Here is a 14,894-nt window from a genome sequence, read left to right as displayed (position 1 = left end):
TTCTCTTCAAGAGCATTGGTTGCTCATTATTTTTTCATAGGAGAAGTTCGAAAAGCGATGAACACGATATACAATCGGCGCCAAGCGCTGGCAATGGGAGGCCTGGCTGGCCTTTCTTTGATGAGTCTGGCTGCCTGTGGCAGTCTCGCGGCTACGGGTGGTGGAACAAAATTACAGCTTTTCTTCTGGGGCTCCACCTCGCGCGATAAGCTCACCAAGCAGGCCATTAAGGCATTCGAGCAGAAGCACTCGGACGTAAAGATTACGTCTCAGTTCACAGCATTTGATGCTTACTGGAACAAACTGAGCACGCAGATTGCTGCGGGAACACCTCCTGACCTCATTCAAATGGATATGCGTTATATCGCGGAATACGTCAAGAAGGGGCTTCTTCTCGATCTGTCTTCGGCGATCTCCAACAAGACCATTGACCTCTCGGATTTCGATCAGATTCTGTTGAATGGTAGTCAGGTAAACGGTAAGTTCTATGGAATTCCCCTGGGCGGAAACTATCAGGCATTCCTGTATGACAAAGATCTCCTGGCACAAGCCAAAGTGACCCTCCCCGACGCCTTTAGCTGGGATGAATTTAGCAACATCTGCACCCAACTGTCACATGCTCTGGGCAAGGGTATTGCAGGAACAGGTGACGAAAGCACCAACATCACAGCCTTCGAACTTTGGGTGAGACAGCGCGGGCGCGACGTCTATACCACAGATGGGAAACTCGGTTTTACACAAGAGGATGCTGCTGATTGGTTTGAATACTGGAGCAAAATGCGCAAATCCGGAGCTTGTGTCCCCATCGAAGCGGCTGCGGAAGCACTTACCGGCGGCACGCCAACCACCAACCTTGTCAAAGGGCAGGCAGTCTTTACATTCACGCTCTCCAATCTTTTGGATGCCTTCCAGGCGCTGATGAAGCACAAAGTGGGCATCCATATGCCACCAACCGGTGGAAAGGGAGCTCAGCCGGGCATGTATCTCAAGACTTCTATGCTCTTGAGCGTCTCGTCTAAGACGAAGTACACCGATGATGCCTCGAAGTTTGTGGGCTTCCTCATCAACGATCCCGACGGAGTCAAAGCCATCAGTGTAGAGCGAGGTGCTCCCGGTTCCACCAAAGGCCGTGCTCTCCTCCAGCCACAACTAACACAGACCCAGAAAGATACCCTGAGTTACATTGACTTGATCAGCAAGAGCGATCAAGCACGCTTGAAACAGATCCTCGATCCAGCGGGAGCGGGTGCCGTTGAGCAAGCACTCCAACGCGCGGGCCAGGAGGTTGGCTTTAACCGTGCCTCTGTCGCCAATGGGGCCAGCACCTTCTTTGCGGATGCAAAGAAAGCCATCGGACAAAGTTAACACATAGGAGTCGAAGCTATGGTACACGTTCCTAGCAAGCCAGTAAACGATATGATCGAGAAATCAGGGCGGGAGGTGAAACAATCTCGTGGCTTCAAACTCTCAGGTGAGGGGAAAGAGCATCTGACTGGCTATCTCTTTCTCCTTCCCTGGTTCGCTGGTCTAATTCTCCTGACCATTGGCCCAATGATCAGTTCGCTCTACCTTTCATTCACCAATTTCGATCTTCTCTCGCAACCGCAATGGGTTGGCCTGCAAAATTATCTGGCGATGTTCCAGGATCCGCGCTGGCTCAGCTCGGTAAAAGTCACGCTCATTTATGTCTTTGTTTCAGTGCCATTAAAGATGCTTTTCGCGCTGGGGCTCGCGCTTCTGCTCAATCGAGGCCTACGGGGTCTGGCGATATATCGCGCGATCTATTATGTGCCCTCTCTCTTAGGGGGAAGCGTCGCGATTGCCATCTTATGGCGGCAAATTTTCAACACAGATGGCTTAATCAATCAGGTATTAGGCTTGATTGGCATCAAATCTAGCATCAGTTGGATAGCGAGTCCAAATTATGCCCTGGGCACACTAATTATCCTGGCAATCTGGCAGTTTGGTTCACCAATGATCATTTTCTTAGCCGGGATAAAACAGATTTCGCCAGAGTATTACGAAGCGGCCTCGACCGATGGAGCAGGAGCACTGCGGCGCTTCTGGCATATCACGCTCCCTCTGCTGACACCGATTATCTTTTTCAACATGATCCTCCAAATGGTTGGAGCTTTTCAGGCATTCACACCAGCGTTCATTGTCAGCGGTGGAAATGGCGGCCCAATCGATTCAACACTCTTCTATACCCTCTACATCTACCTGGAGGGATTTGGCAATCGCCACATGGGATATGCCTCAGCTATGGCCTGGGTGCTCTTAATTGCAATTGCTCTCTTTAGCGCCCTTGCATTCCTGACCTCGCGCTACTGGGTATTCTATCAAGACGAGAGGAAAAACTAACATGAGCCGCTACCTTACGCGCACAAGGAATAGGATCTGGACGCAGCCGCTCGCTTATGCTGTCGTAATCTTTGGGGCAGTCCTCATGATCTACCCGGTTATCTGGATGCTGAGCGCATCCTTTAAGCCACTAGATGAGACTTTTACTAGCCCTTCTCTTATTCCTCAAACCTGGACTCTTGAGAATTACTCAGAGGGTTGGAACGCGCTTGACTATCCATTCGATGTCTTCTTCGTCAACTCGTTTATTGTCTGTATTGGGGCAGCTATTGGGAACATCATCTCCTGTTCCCTGGCAGCTTACGCATTCGCCCGCATCAACTTTAAATTCAAAAACTTCTGGTTTCTCATCATGTTGGGAACGATCATGTTGCCCTACCATGCAATTGTCGTTCCACAATATATTTTGTTCAAAAATCTAGATTGGATCAATACCTATCTCCCGTTGATCGTTCCAAAATTTCTGGCGACTGATGCCTTCTTTATCTTCTTGCTTGTACAGTTTATTCGTGCCATTCCCCGCGATTTAGATGACGCGGCAAAGATCGATGGATGCAACCATTTCCAGATGTATGCGCGGATTATCTTGCCTCTGGCAACTCCAGCGCTAGCAACAACAGCTATATTTACGTTCATCTGGACCTGGGGTGACTTCTTTACCCAGTTGATCTTTCTCAATGATCAGTCTGTATACACCGTACCAGTGGCGCTACGCACCTTCCTCGATAGTACTGGTATCTCGGCGTATGGGCAGCTCTTTGCCGTCTCTATCATCTCGTTAATCCCTATCATTGGTTTCTTCATCATTTTCCAGCGCTTACTCATTGAAGGGACAGCAACGTCAGGAATCAAAGGCTAAAAGAAGTGTAACGGGAAACGGACCCTGGGGGAGGAGTACGCTATGGCGCGAGGAACAGCGACAGATAGGTTGTCAGATGTTATTGATATGTTGCGGATGGCACACAAAACAGGCATCTTGTCAGTCAACCGCGACGGAGCGGGGAATGTCATCGAGCAAGGAACCATTATCCTGCAAAATGGGCAAATCGTTGAAGCAAGCTATGGTCCCTATCGAGGTGCAGAGGCATTACGCCTCTTACAGGGATGGCAACGTTGCTATTTCTCCCTTCTTCCGTCCACACACGCAAGCAACCCATCGTTACCAACACCACAGATGTCACCAACGATTAGAAATCCCACACCACCTCCAAATAGAGGTGGTATGGAATCGGGGGCAGCGCCACAGCGAATGAGAGCAGTCAATGAAGTCCTACCTTACTTCGAGCGTATGGGACTCACACGCCTCCATCGCCAGCTCTTCTTGTTGATTGATGGGCAGCGCAGCATATCCGAACTCATTCTGCTCATTGGAAATCGCACGGAGGAAGTGAACAGATTACTTGACGATTTAAGACGCGCTGGCTTGATTCGCTGGTAATTTATGAACTGAAGGAGTTCATTAACTATGTCGCAAATGCGAAAAGAGATACCACTAGCGTTGAAGAAAAGACGCTTTTCATTATCAGTCTATATTCCATTGTTGTTGGCTCTTTGTGCCATCATCCCACTCCTGATTACCATTGGAAGTATTGAAATATTTCTGCGACCAGCCTTGATCTCTCAGATTAGTACGGACATGGAGAAATCGACACAAACGCATATGCAATTGGTCGATACCTATCTCTCCGAACGTTTGAACGATGTCAAAACACTCAGCGAGACGGCTGCTATTAAGGATCAGCTCAAGAATCCACAGGCAGATAGCACCAATGTCAGGAATATCCTACTCAGCATTCAACACCGAGACATCGCAAACTATATTAGCGTTTCGCTTCTTACTTCCCGAGGGAACAATGTTATTTCATACCCTGCCCCACCAAGCTCACATGGGAAGAAATACCTGATTGTCCCAGGTGCTCAACAAGCGTTAAAGCAGTCAGGGCATGTCTATGTTTCAGATGTCTTCTATGATCTTACGAGTAATATTGCCTCTGTTGATCTCTATGCACGTGTAGTCGATAACAATTCGCAAATTTTAGGATATGTTCGCGCCTCTCTCAGCCTGCGACGCATCTGGGAACCAGTCGACAGTGAGCAGGAAAGCGGCAATAGCAGCTACGCGACTATTCTCGACCAAAATGGTGTACGCATTGCCTATACCAACCCAGACCTTTCAGGCTTCACTCGTTCACCTTTTCTCTTCAAGGCTATCGCTCCCCTCAGCACGGAAATAAAGAACCAGATCCAGAATGAGAACCTGTATGGACAAGATACCAATGCAGTGACTACAGAAGCGGATCCCGAGCTTGCCTCGTTCCAGAATAACGGCAAACAGGGTGATATTGGTCAGATCAATCCTGCCGGACAACAACAGGCATATGCTGTCACTCGCTACACAAGTAGCGTTGTCCCCTGGACCTATGTTCTTTTCAGACCACTCAACGCTGTCACCGGTTTGGCTGACCAACAGCTCATTAGTATCTTCATTATCGTTACATTGGTGCTGGTCGCCGTACTTGGTATCGGTGTAGTTGTCGGACGAAATCTCGCGCTGCCAATTCTCAGATCGGTCATATTGCTTCGCGAAAGTAATGTGAACCTCAAAACCCTGGCTGATGAAGAGAGCGTAGTGGCGGCGGAACAAACCTGGATGGTCGAAGCCTCACAGGTAGCACTCAAATCCGTCCAATACTATACCAACTCGACCTCTATTGCCGCACAACGTGTCAACCAGTTGACGCGTGAACTTGTCCGAGATATCCCCACCCTCAATAGAGAGAGGCTACAAAAAGTGCTTGGTGAGATTGCGGAGGCGGCATCATATATCGAACGCTCAGTCAAGCATCAGAAAACCATGAATGATAAGCTGGAAACCAGCCTGCGTGTCACCACCCAGGTGACCGAGCAGTTGACTCGTGGCGCCACTTCAACCAATGAAGCAGCCAGTCAGATGGAATACATTGTGAAACAACTCACCTCTGTCGTGGGAGAAAAATAAGCAGTGGCGTTGGCAGAGTGTGAGAGCAAGGCAAATACGGAAAAAGGAAAATCAAGGCACTATGAATAAGGTGTATCATCGTAGGCAAGCGATCAAATGGGGGGTAGGTGCCCTGGCTGGCTTATCTGTACTGGGGTTGGCTGGTTGTGATAGCTCCAGCATAACAAATACAGCGGCTGCTACATCAGGCACAATGCACATGCTTTTCTGGGGCTCCGCGACCCGCGAGCAAATCACGAAAACCACCTTTGATCTGTTCCATAAACAAAATCCGACATTCGCGATCACATCAGAGGTATATGGCTTTGATGTCTACTGGAAAAAACTCAATGCACTGATCGATGGTGGGAAGATTCCCGACCTCATTCAGATGGATATGCGCTATGTCGCACAATATGTTAGACAGAGACGCCTTCTGGACCTGACTGAAATCATTTATAACCAGGGTATCGACCTATCAGACTTTGACCCGCTCTTGCTCAGTAGCAGTAAGGTCAATAATACGGTGTATGGCATCCCTCTGGGTGGTAACTATCAGAGTGCATTCTATGATAAAGAGTCCGTCACGAAATCAACCGTAGGCGATCCACCAGCGAATATGAGCTGGGATGATTTCGCGAACTATACAACCGAACTGACCAAAGGTCTGGGAGGGTCGGTGTATGGGACAATGGATGCCAGTGGAGAAATTACTAACTTCGAAATCTGGATACGCGAACGCGGCAAAGAGCTCTATACCCGTGATGGGCATATCAATTTTAGTCAGAACGATGTGGGCGATTGGTATGAATACTGGAATAAGCTGCGTGATAGGCAAGGATGCCTCCCCTTCAATATTCAGAAAGGGTTAGATGTAGCCGGTACGCCAGAGAACTCCAGTATGATTAAAGGAAAATCAGTATTTCTGGTCACGCTCTCGAACCTGTTCGAAGCCTATCAGAAAGGGGCATTGGCGGCTTCACCCACGCGCCAATTGGGCATGATTGAACCGCCAACGGGGGGGCCCGGCTCAAGTCCTGGTCTTTACCTGAAGCCTTCTCTCTTGCTAAGTATCTCCGCGACAACAAAGTATACCCAGGCCGCCATCAATTACGCGAACTTCCTTATCAATGACGTGAGTGCTGTAAAAACTCTGGGCATCGAGCGTGGCATTCCTGGTTCGACCAAAGCTAAAAATTTGCTGAATCCTCAGCTTACCTCGACACAGCAGACCATAGCGGATTATGTCTCTCGTTTGTCGAATAGTGAGAATAAAACGAGAGTGAAAATTATTCTTGACCCACCAGGAGCAGGGCAGATCGCAGAACTCCTGCGATCTGTGTCCTACGATATCGCTGGTAAGAAAGTTTCAGTCTCTGAGGGTGCACAGTCATTCTATACCCAGGCGAAGAAAATAGTCGGGGGCTAGAAGCCACACTTCCCCACATTTGCCTCCTTCATATTCACAGGCCCTCCTGACTATAGTCAGGAGGGCCTGTTTTTAGCACTGGGAAGTATGAGAAAGCCCAAAGAAAAGCACCACTAGCTTTGAGCGGAAGGTAGTCTTTCATCCAGGGGAAGTTGACTTGCGGCAAGGGCCGCGCTGAGAGCCGAGGTCGTGACAATCTCGACCCGACCCAGCGTATAGGTGTCGCGGATATGGGTCAGGACACGCTCGCGATAATCTGCTTCATGTACGAACAAGCCGCCAACAAGGGCCAGGAACAGGCTCTCACGAGGGAAGCTGAGACGGCGGCTCACGGCCTTACAAGTACGGGCCAGTTCATAAGCCCCCTGCTCAACAATCGCTCCGGCGATCTCATCCCCCTGGCGCGCAGCCTGAAATACGCACGTCGAGAGCCGCGCGACTGTCGCACGTCCAGCAGGTGCATACACCTTAGCAATAACCTCTTCGGGCCGCGTGAGCCCCCATTGCTGGAGAATAAGATCAAGCAGCATGGTTGACTGACCACGTCCATCGGCATATTGGAGGGCCGCCGTCAAAGCTTTCTGACCAATATAGTAGCCGCTTCCCTCATTACCTAGCAAATAGCCCCAGCCATCCGCGCGAGCCTTGTACCCTAGCGAGTTGCGCCCCAACGTGATCGCGCCAGTGCCCGCAATGATAGCAACTCCGACGCGTTCTGGCAGGGCACAGAGGCCCAACTCCGCGTCATTGGTAATGTGAATAATCTCAGCAATTCCGCGTAATGGGGTCAAGAACATATCAATATCCGCCTGACGTGCAATGCCCGCGATACCAAACCATGCCTTGCGCACAGGCAATGAGCAGTCAGCCATCCGCGCGGTTTCCTCAACAGCTTGTTGAATATTCTGAATGGCCTGTTCTAGCCCAACCTGGGTATAGTTGGCACTACCCGCCAACCCTCGTCCAAGTTCTCGACCCTCATCGTCCACAATCACAGCCTGTGTCTTACTCCCACCACAATCGACCCCTAAATAACATCCTTGTTTTCTATGCATACGCCAATGGCTCTCTTTATGCTATTCATCATGCGATATGGAACGCAGTCTCGCTCGCCAACAACAAGCACTTTGATACACACCAGGATAAGTTTACTATACCACACGCATGGATGGAACGAACATAAAAACCATGCCTGTTGGGGTCATTGAGCAATTGTATGCGCAATGCCAAACAGGCATGTAACTTTAATCACGCGTAGAGACGTACTAGAACGGCTTACAGATGACCACATTAACATGCTCTTACAGTGAAAATTGGAAGACATAAGCTCCGCATATAGGTGTAGAGCTTCAGCCTACACAAAGTCCCCAGATTAACGAGGCGCTAAAGGACCATGCCCACCAGTTGGGAGCGTGATATCAGTCGTGGAGCGTAACATGCTCGCAGCCGCAGTGTACCAGGCGACAAGGGCACAAATGATAGCTAGCCAGCCACCAATGCCAAGCCAAACACGGTTAAATCCCGTGAGATGCCCAATCGCCAGACATAGGAACGTCAAAAACAACAGGCCTATAGTAGCCAGAAACGCCTTATTCATTCTCAGCGATCCGGTAAAGATGACGCCAAGAAAAATGGCCCAACACAGGTAGAAAAGTCCTAAGATGAGATGCTGCACACCCGCGCTCATGCCTGGAAAGATGCCCAGACCCGGCAGAAAAATCACTCCTAGAGCCGTGGTGAACCCTCCATATGAAGTGAAGAGCGTCGAGGTCTCCATATGCCCCTTGCGAAACTCCCACATGCCCGCCAGAAGCTGTACAATTCCTCCAACTAAAAGAATTGGGCCAATGGCTTTAAGGACACTTGTGTTTCCAAAAGGAAGAATAAAACCTGCATACCACGCACCAAGGATAGCCGTTGTAAGCGCGAGGACACTCAACCCAAGAGGAAGTGGGCTCGCAATGCGTGTCTCTTCAACGTCACGAGACACGGCCGATCTTGGTTGATAATTGGACATGACAGTTCCCCTTTCATGAGAGCCTCTCCCACAGCGGCAACTGAACTCATTGAGCCATTTCAGCATGCAATGATACTCATACCATCCTGGTTCCAATCGTTCTAAACCCTACTGAAGGCGAGGCACTGCACTTCTATTCTTCAGCCCTCTCCCTGATATTGAAATGGGAAAGGTAGGGCTAGCAAGCGACAATGCACTCACTGTTGCTCAGGAACTCTATTTTCGCCATTCTGTCCATGCTCAAGGCCGGGCATAGGTCATGGTCCACACATCGCGATCGCCAAGGTGAGACACAAATGTGTAGATGAGCATACGGCATGCCAGCGAACATCACCATCGTGCCAGCATCCCGCATCACAGTACCAATCCCGGCAGCATTCGTATCCAACGTCCAGATAAGCATCCAATGGAGGCCAATCGGGATCGCGGGACTGGTCGTATCAATCTGCTCTACTGTTATGTAGGAAGAGATAAAGAACATCCTTCTAAAGACACCTCCTATCACGCATGCCATTGCTCTTTAGGCGACTGAACATTTTCTTTGTGTTGAAGAGATGAGCTTTCAACAACCGTTTAGAGAGCAATAGTGAGATAATAGGCGGGCTCCTCATGTTTTCGTGAAAACATGAGGAGCCCGCCTATTATCTCACCCACAGTTGGCGAAGTAATGGAACAGCAGTCAGCAACTTCAGCTATTACGCTGTAACCTGAGCAGGCCAGCGGCGGGGACCAAGAATCGATGGAGCCCTTTGCTGATTTCCCTGGTCTCCGTATGCATAATCTGGCCCTGGCAATTATAGATGGTGAATTGCCTCGTAGCAACATCTTCCGCGAATTCCAGAATGACCCGCTCTTCCAAGGTGCCATTAACCACAATAAAGGTATCGGCAAGCTCGAAGCCAGGATTGATGACGGTATCCTGGTACATGACGGCGATTTGCTTCTCAGGTGTCGCGGCAAAGACCAGTGGATAGAGAGTTTCGGGATGTTGTGGCCGCAATTTGCCATCAAGGAGGGCATCGCGGTGTTCACGCCAGAAGGCGAGCCAGAAACGGACCATCGCCAGATGTTCCGCTGGGAGCGTATCCAACAACACAGAAATCTGCGGAACAGAGAAGAGAACATTCACGATTTGCAGCGCCGCGCTCTCTACAGGCTCATCTCCATGCCACATCAACATATCAGAATGCGCCGCCGTATCGCCACAGAGCAGACGAATATCGAGAGTTCGCACCCGATTTGTTAGAGCATCATTGGGGCAATCACCAGCGCGGAACAGGTTCCCGTACTTGCGCATGAGCGGGCCAATGTAGGATTGACGAAACTCGATCATGACGTCCGGTTTGAGTTGCCGGAGGCGAGCGATAATATCAGTTAGCAGGCGATCAACCGCTTCAGGCACCGAAAGATAATCTTGACTGGGGAGCAGTGTATGGACCTGAGCAGCAAAAGACCCGCGCTCAGAAGGCGCAAAGGCAAAGCTATCAACAAAATCCAGCTTGAAACCGTCCAGATCCCAATCGCGCATGGCCCGTTCATAGGTAGTGATGATATAGTCGCGTACCTCTGGATAACGTGGATCAAGGACGCCTGTCCCCAGGCGCTCAATCGTATGTAGCAGTTTATCCTGAAATCGAGCATATGCCTTACTGTGTACACCGACAAACGGGACAGAGTACCATAGCAGATACTTTAAGCCGAGTTCGTGGACGCGTGCCACATGTGCCTTCATATCGGGGATTTTGCTGGTCGCCACTTCCCAATCACCCGCATAGGCATAGCCACGAGCATTATCAGTTGTCTGCCAACCATCATCTACGATAATTGCTTCGCATCCAAGCCCCTTTGCCAGCCGACACTGTTCTTCCATTGTCGAGGCACTGACCTGCTGATGGAAACTGTACCAGGTTGAGTAGAAGGGGGCGCGTGCAACATCAGGAACAGAGGCAGGCTGATAGCTGGGCAGAGATGCCCACCACCGCTGAACCTGTTCCAGGCTTTCATAATACGCGATATCACGCGTATCCAAACGTAGCGTTGCCTCATAACTGGTCATGGGAGGTGTTGGCTCTACAAATACCTCGATTTTGCAGCTAAAGGTAGCCGCCTCTTCATGCACGCCAGCGCTCATTATCGCGGGTCGCAAGGCATCCGAGAAAGCGAATGTCAACCGATTCTGCCCACTCAAACTGAACAGGCAGCACACGGGAGCCTGCGAGGTGGCTTTCGTAGTGAACCTGTTAGCCCAATCAGACGGCAGGCCTTTATTGCGATCACCCGATGTATTCCAGAGGCCATGAATATCGACAATAGGATGTGACCAGGAGAGAGTCAAGCGCGGTGGGGGTGCGGGCTGTTGCGTAGTGATCTTGATATGTACCAGATCTAGGCCCTCTTCGATCTGGGTCGCGGCAAGGGTTGCCTGGAAACGGTCATCGGACCAGGTGAGCGCTATTTCGTGGCGACCTGTGTTAGTTCTGATCATAAGATAAGTGGAGACCCCATTTCTTGGATGTGTTGCTTGGCAGAGATGCATAGCTAGCTCAAGAGCCGATGAAACACAGGGGCAGAGAAAGGGAAAATCTGGTAAGGAATTGAGATGAAGATCTGCCCCTGCGGTCGTATCAGAGACCAAACTATATCTGTTCGCGCCAGGAGTATCTGGGATTGTAGCCTAGCAGCTTGCGAGCTTTATCGATAGAGAGCAATGTTTCATGCTCACCGACACCCTCTCGGAGTGGTACGCCTGGATAGACTTCCGTCATTAGCTGACGGTTGGTTTGACTCTGTGTGGTATCGGCGGCGGCAATAATAAAGGCTTCAGCGCCAGTGATATCAGCTTCGAGGCCCAGGCGACAACTCAGTGCGACGTCACGGGCGTCAACATATCCCCACAAATTCCATTTGCGCGTCCGAACATCCTCAGAAAAGGATGGGAAGCGGGCATAGTCATGTGGCTCCATGATATTCGAGAAGCGCAGGCCGACAAAAGGGATGCCGCTCCAACGGCTGAACTGTCGTGCCATCTCTTCACTGATGACTTTAGAGAGCGCATAGCTGGACTCTGGATAGAGTGGATGCTCTTCATCGATTGGAGCATAACTGGGTTTCTCGCGGTCAAAAGGTAGGCCCAGCGTAGTCTCACTCGATGCCCATACAACACGCTTTAACCCCAATGTCATAGCCGCGCTAAAAATATTGTAGGTGCTGAGGGTATTATTACTAAAGGTCGACCCCTCCGTCTGTCTGCCAGGGGCCGGGATCGCGCCAAGATGCACCACACCATAAGCACCCTGAAGCGCCTCGATAGCCTGCCCCAGATCGGTCAGATCAACTATAAGAAATGGTGAAATATCCTCACGAGGCGGCACCAGATCGACATTGAGGACTTCATACTGATGCTCTATGAGCTCGCGAATCACGGCTCTTCCCGCTTTGCCACTACCGCCGGTAACAACAATCTTTTTCATGTGTTGAAAGTCTTCCTGTTTGACAAAGAGCGCTAAAGGACACCGCTGCCAGGAATGCAGGCACACAACAATGCTCTGTTGACATCGCCTGATTCCTCAATGCAGCAAGCATGCCTATAGAATAGCACAAGAATTCTTTGGAAGACAAAACATTGTATCCGACCTCTAACCTCGTCCACGTGCGTGGCAGCCTCCCACACAATGGGACATATACAACCGAGAGCATTGTTCGCCCTCACCTTCAGTTGTGTTGGGAGGCTGGGGTATAGCGGACAGGAGCAGCAGCGACCAGTGCATAGACAGCTATGGCAAGGTGATAAACGCGACTCTGGGATAGTCGGGATACGAGAAATTCCATTCTGAGTAGACGCCTACGCCGCCTTGCCAGTTATATTGGCTGATATGGACGGTCCCATTATTGTTGATGCCCTCTACAATGGCGACATGCCCATATGAGCCTGCTCCCTGGACATTAGGTTGCAGAACAAGAATGGCGCCAACAGTAGGCATTGCAGAAACGTTCCAGTGATATTGCATGGCTCCATTGAGCCACTCCCATGCGTTTCCATACCACGGGACCCAGACGTCAGTCCGCTCGTGAAAACGTTTGGCTGCCCAATCGGTACATTGTCCAGGCCAGCCATGATTAGATGAGCCCCCTTGAATTGTCCCGTTGGTATTTGAATAGGTCTGTAGATCATCGTTGCCATAGATCGAAACCGCCGTCGCGGTCGCAGCCTGCGCGGCAACGGCGATATCATCTGCGTTGGAATTATAGAAATGCTGGGAAGGATTGAAGACATTTGCTAGATTCGTTTTCGCGTCGCTTCCCAGTGCGGTAGACGCGATAAGACTACCCGCCAGGATCAAAAGCAACATAGCTACAACGGCCACCTGTATCACAATGCGCCTGCCTTGTGATGATGGAGTGCGTCCCTCCCGCCTCTCTTTCCCTTCAATAACAAATGGTGAGCGCAGAGCAGTGGTTTTACTTTTCGTAATGGGAGGCTTCCCCAACAGCACATTACTCTCGTTCGAGAGTAATGACGATTTCAAACTTATATCATCCTGATGTACAAACGTAATATCATTCTGACGTACTTGATTATCATTAGATATGGATCCCCTCCGGGCAGGGGATTGTGTTGGTTGAGAGATTGAATCTTTCATCGCTATGTATCACATCCTTGTCAAAGGTTAGCCAAAAATAAAACTTCTTGATGTTGCGAAAGTATCTGGCCCAGCAGTCACTTAATCGAGCCAGATGAAATAGGCACCATTCCCAGCCGTGAAATTAGCATAGGAGAGGATACCCTTGCCACCGCCATTGGTGTACCAGCCATAATTGCTGGTATAGACGCTTGGAGATTGTCCATTTGAATCTATCTTTTCGACAACCGCGACATGGCCTACACCTCCCGCCCCTTGCACACCTGGCATCAAGACAAGTATGGCTGGAATATGTGGCTCTGCGGAAACCTGCCAGCCATGCGTTTGTGCGCCAGTTACCCACTGATTGGGGCTGCCCCGCCATGGAATCCAGCGACCAGTAAGTTGATGAAAGCGATAATTCGCCCAATAGGTATCTTCGCCTTTAGGCCATTGCGTAGGAGCCGCCACTGTAACGGTAGGATTATTACTTTTAGAACCAACACTGGTTGATGTCTGGCGATAACCGTATACCAGGATCATGCTCCCCACCATAACAATCAAAAGAGCCGCTGCGACACATGTATTGAACAACCACCCCAGCCGATTCGGCTTCTTTATATCAGGTATCAGGGCTTTGATCTTCTTGCTTGTGGAAGCAAGCGCATTGATGGAATCCACCTCAACAATGCGGCGTGTATCAGATGCCTGCAACTCATATTGAATGCGCTGCCTTGCCTGCGCAAGTGCGCGTGCCCTGCGCACGCGTGTCAGACTGTACGCTTCGCGCAAATTGTCGACCAATTGAGCGTTCTCGTTTGAAAGTCCCTGGAAATGTTGTACAACATCGTCTTCCCCTCCTTGGGCTTGAGAATGTTTATCCTGTTCTGTCATCGGTGTACCTCACGAATCTCTGATAGCGCACGCAGATGCTTAAGCGTACGAAAGAGCAGCATACGTATCGCCCCCTCTTTCTTCTCAAGCACCGCCGCAATTTGTCCAATGCTAAGCTCATGAGCGAAGCGCAGTTCCAGCACATCCTGCTGCACACGAGGTAATGTTCTGATGGCGGCATATAAATCGGCGTATGTCTCTTGCCGTAACAGGCACTTCTCAGGTGTCAAAGCGGTATCTTCGATAACGGCCTCGACGATCTCCATATGCAGTGGCAGGTTGCCTTGTCGCTTGAAGCGTCGAAAATGATCCGCAACCTTATGGTGCGCTACTTTCCAGAGCCAGCGTTCCTGATCGCGCTCGGAAAAGTCTTTGAAGCGCTCATATTCCAGGACAGCCAGAAAGACCTCGACCAGGAGGTCCTCGGCATCATCCCAGGAAGAAGTTTGGCGATAGAAATAGGCTAGAAGGGCAGGTGCCTGCTGTTCATAGAGCAAGGCGCTGGTGTTCTGCTCCTCAAGAGTGAATCCATTCCTCATAGTTCCCCTGTTTGTTTGAGATCTCCCGTAACTATTCAGGTTGTCTAAAAAGACTTGC

The 14,894-nt window shown here is 50.2% G+C and carries 14 protein-coding genes; 7 read left to right on the top strand and 7 right to left on the bottom strand.

The features are described from left to right. The first annotated feature begins 57 nt into the window (after positions 1-57). The 6 genes from K3T82_RS44890 to K3T82_RS44865 all read left to right on the top strand — a co-directional run bounded on the left by K3T82_RS44890 (position 58) and on the right by K3T82_RS44865 (position 6,767). Positions 58-1,365 carry an ABC transporter substrate-binding protein gene (locus K3T82_RS44890; protein WP_220199961.1) on the top strand — a complete coding sequence of 436 codons (1,308 nt, stop codon included), beginning with the start codon at positions 58-60 and terminating at the stop codon, positions 1,363-1,365. Positions 1,366-1,383: 18 nt separating this feature from the next. Further along, complete coding sequence (locus tag K3T82_RS44885) at positions 1,384-2,361, top strand: carbohydrate ABC transporter permease (RefSeq protein ID WP_220199960.1); 978 nt, start codon at positions 1,384-1,386, stop codon at positions 2,359-2,361. A 1-nt stretch (position 2,362) separates the two neighbouring features. Next, positions 2,363-3,220 (top strand): carbohydrate ABC transporter permease, encoded by an 858-nt coding sequence (locus K3T82_RS44880; RefSeq protein ID WP_236031932.1) that lies wholly within the window; start codon positions 2,363-2,365, stop codon positions 3,218-3,220. A 42-nt stretch (positions 3,221-3,262) separates the two neighbouring features. Next, positions 3,263-3,799, top strand: a complete 537-nt coding sequence (locus tag K3T82_RS44875; RefSeq protein ID WP_220199959.1) for a DUF4388 domain-containing protein — start codon at positions 3,263-3,265, stop codon at positions 3,797-3,799. Between the two features lie 27 nt (positions 3,800-3,826). Next, positions 3,827-5,359 (top strand): cache domain-containing protein, encoded by a 1,533-nt coding sequence (locus tag K3T82_RS44870; protein WP_220199958.1) that lies wholly within the window; start codon positions 3,827-3,829, stop codon positions 5,357-5,359. A gap of 61 nt (positions 5,360-5,420) precedes the next feature. Further along, positions 5,421-6,767: an ABC transporter substrate-binding protein gene (locus K3T82_RS44865; protein ID WP_220199957.1), complete on the top strand. Its 1,347-nt coding sequence runs from the start codon at positions 5,421-5,423 to the stop codon at positions 6,765-6,767. A 113-nt stretch (positions 6,768-6,880) separates the two neighbouring features. On the opposite strand, the gene K3T82_RS44860 is transcribed toward K3T82_RS44865, so the two are convergent. Then, positions 6,881-7,822, bottom strand: a complete 942-nt coding sequence (locus tag K3T82_RS44860; RefSeq protein ID WP_220199956.1) for an N-acetylglucosamine kinase — start codon at positions 7,820-7,822, stop codon at positions 6,881-6,883. A 317-nt stretch (positions 7,823-8,139) separates the two neighbouring features. Beyond that, positions 8,140-8,784 carry an acetate uptake transporter gene (locus K3T82_RS44855; protein ID WP_220199955.1) on the bottom strand — a complete coding sequence of 215 codons (645 nt, stop codon included), beginning with the start codon at positions 8,782-8,784 and terminating at the stop codon, positions 8,140-8,142. Positions 8,785-9,101: 317 nt separating this feature from the next. Here K3T82_RS44855 and K3T82_RS44850 point away from each other — a divergent pair, with 317 nt between their 5' ends. Then, positions 9,102-9,248, top strand: a complete 147-nt coding sequence (locus K3T82_RS44850; RefSeq protein WP_220199954.1) for a hypothetical protein — start codon at positions 9,102-9,104, stop codon at positions 9,246-9,248. Positions 9,249-9,472: 224 nt separating this feature from the next. Here the strand turns inward: K3T82_RS44850 and K3T82_RS44845 are convergent, their stop codons facing one another. From K3T82_RS44845 to K3T82_RS44825, 5 genes are all read right to left on the bottom strand, one after another. After that, the gene (locus K3T82_RS44845) at positions 9,473-11,269 is read right to left on the bottom strand and encodes a glycoside hydrolase family 36 protein (RefSeq protein ID WP_220199953.1); all 1,797 of its coding nucleotides are present in this window, start codon (positions 11,267-11,269) and stop codon (positions 9,473-9,475) included. Between the two features lie 151 nt (positions 11,270-11,420). Beyond that, positions 11,421-12,254: an NAD-dependent epimerase/dehydratase family protein gene (locus K3T82_RS44840; RefSeq protein ID WP_220199952.1), complete on the bottom strand. Its 834-nt coding sequence runs from the start codon at positions 12,252-12,254 to the stop codon at positions 11,421-11,423. 303 nt (positions 12,255-12,557) lie between these two features. After that, positions 12,558-13,310 (bottom strand): CHAP domain-containing protein, encoded by a 753-nt coding sequence (locus tag K3T82_RS44835; RefSeq protein WP_220199951.1) that lies wholly within the window; start codon positions 13,308-13,310, stop codon positions 12,558-12,560. Positions 13,311-13,505: 195 nt separating this feature from the next. After that, complete coding sequence (locus K3T82_RS44830) at positions 13,506-14,297, bottom strand: CHAP domain-containing protein (RefSeq protein WP_220199950.1); 792 nt, start codon at positions 14,295-14,297, stop codon at positions 13,506-13,508. Then, a complete protein-coding gene (locus tag K3T82_RS44825) occupies positions 14,294-14,836 on the bottom strand; it encodes an RNA polymerase sigma factor (RefSeq protein WP_220199949.1) in 543 nt (180 codons plus the stop codon). Before K3T82_RS44825 ends, K3T82_RS44830 begins: the two co-directional genes overlap by 4 nt. Between the last annotated feature and the right edge of the window lie 58 nt (positions 14,837-14,894).

It is taken from the genome of Ktedonospora formicarum (assembly GCF_016587355.1).
In the GTDB taxonomy this organism is placed as follows: Bacteria; Chloroflexota; Ktedonobacteria; order Ktedonobacterales; family Ktedonobacteraceae; genus Ktedonobacter; species Ktedonobacter formicarum.
The sequence above is the reverse complement of the archived record's forward strand: the minus strand, read 5'-3'. Positions and strand labels throughout refer to the sequence as shown.

Bases quoted from the DNA above. Each gene is read 5' to 3' on its own strand.
- K3T82_RS44890 (WP_220199961.1), top strand. From the start codon at position 58: ATGAACACGATATACAATCGGCGCCAAGCGCTGGCAATGGGAGGCCTG.
- K3T82_RS44885 (WP_220199960.1), top strand. From the start codon at position 1,384: ATGGTACACGTTCCTAGCAAGCCAGTAAACGATATGATCGAGAAATCA.
- K3T82_RS44880 (WP_236031932.1), top strand. From the start codon at position 2,363: ATGAGCCGCTACCTTACGCGCACAAGGAATAGGATCTGGACGCAGCCG.
- K3T82_RS44875 (WP_220199959.1), top strand. From the start codon at position 3,263: ATGGCGCGAGGAACAGCGACAGATAGGTTGTCAGATGTTATTGATATG.
- K3T82_RS44870 (WP_220199958.1), top strand. From the start codon at position 3,827: ATGTCGCAAATGCGAAAAGAGATACCACTAGCGTTGAAGAAAAGACGC.
- K3T82_RS44865 (WP_220199957.1), top strand. From the start codon at position 5,421: ATGAATAAGGTGTATCATCGTAGGCAAGCGATCAAATGGGGGGTAGGT.
- K3T82_RS44860 (WP_220199956.1), bottom strand. From the start codon at position 7,822: ATGCATAGAAAACAAGGATGTTATTTAGGGGTCGATTGTGGTGGGAGT.
- K3T82_RS44855 (WP_220199955.1), bottom strand. From the start codon at position 8,784: ATGTCCAATTATCAACCAAGATCGGCCGTGTCTCGTGACGTTGAAGAG.
- K3T82_RS44850 (WP_220199954.1), top strand. From the start codon at position 9,102: ATGCCAGCGAACATCACCATCGTGCCAGCATCCCGCATCACAGTACCA.
- K3T82_RS44845 (WP_220199953.1), bottom strand. From the start codon at position 11,269: ATGATCAGAACTAACACAGGTCGCCACGAAATAGCGCTCACCTGGTCC.
- K3T82_RS44840 (WP_220199952.1), bottom strand. From the start codon at position 12,254: ATGAAAAAGATTGTTGTTACCGGCGGTAGTGGCAAAGCGGGAAGAGCC.
- K3T82_RS44830 (WP_220199950.1), bottom strand. From the start codon at position 14,297: ATGACAGAACAGGATAAACATTCTCAAGCCCAAGGAGGGGAAGACGAT.
- K3T82_RS44825 (WP_220199949.1), bottom strand. From the start codon at position 14,836: ATGAGGAATGGATTCACTCTTGAGGAGCAGAACACCAGCGCCTTGCTC.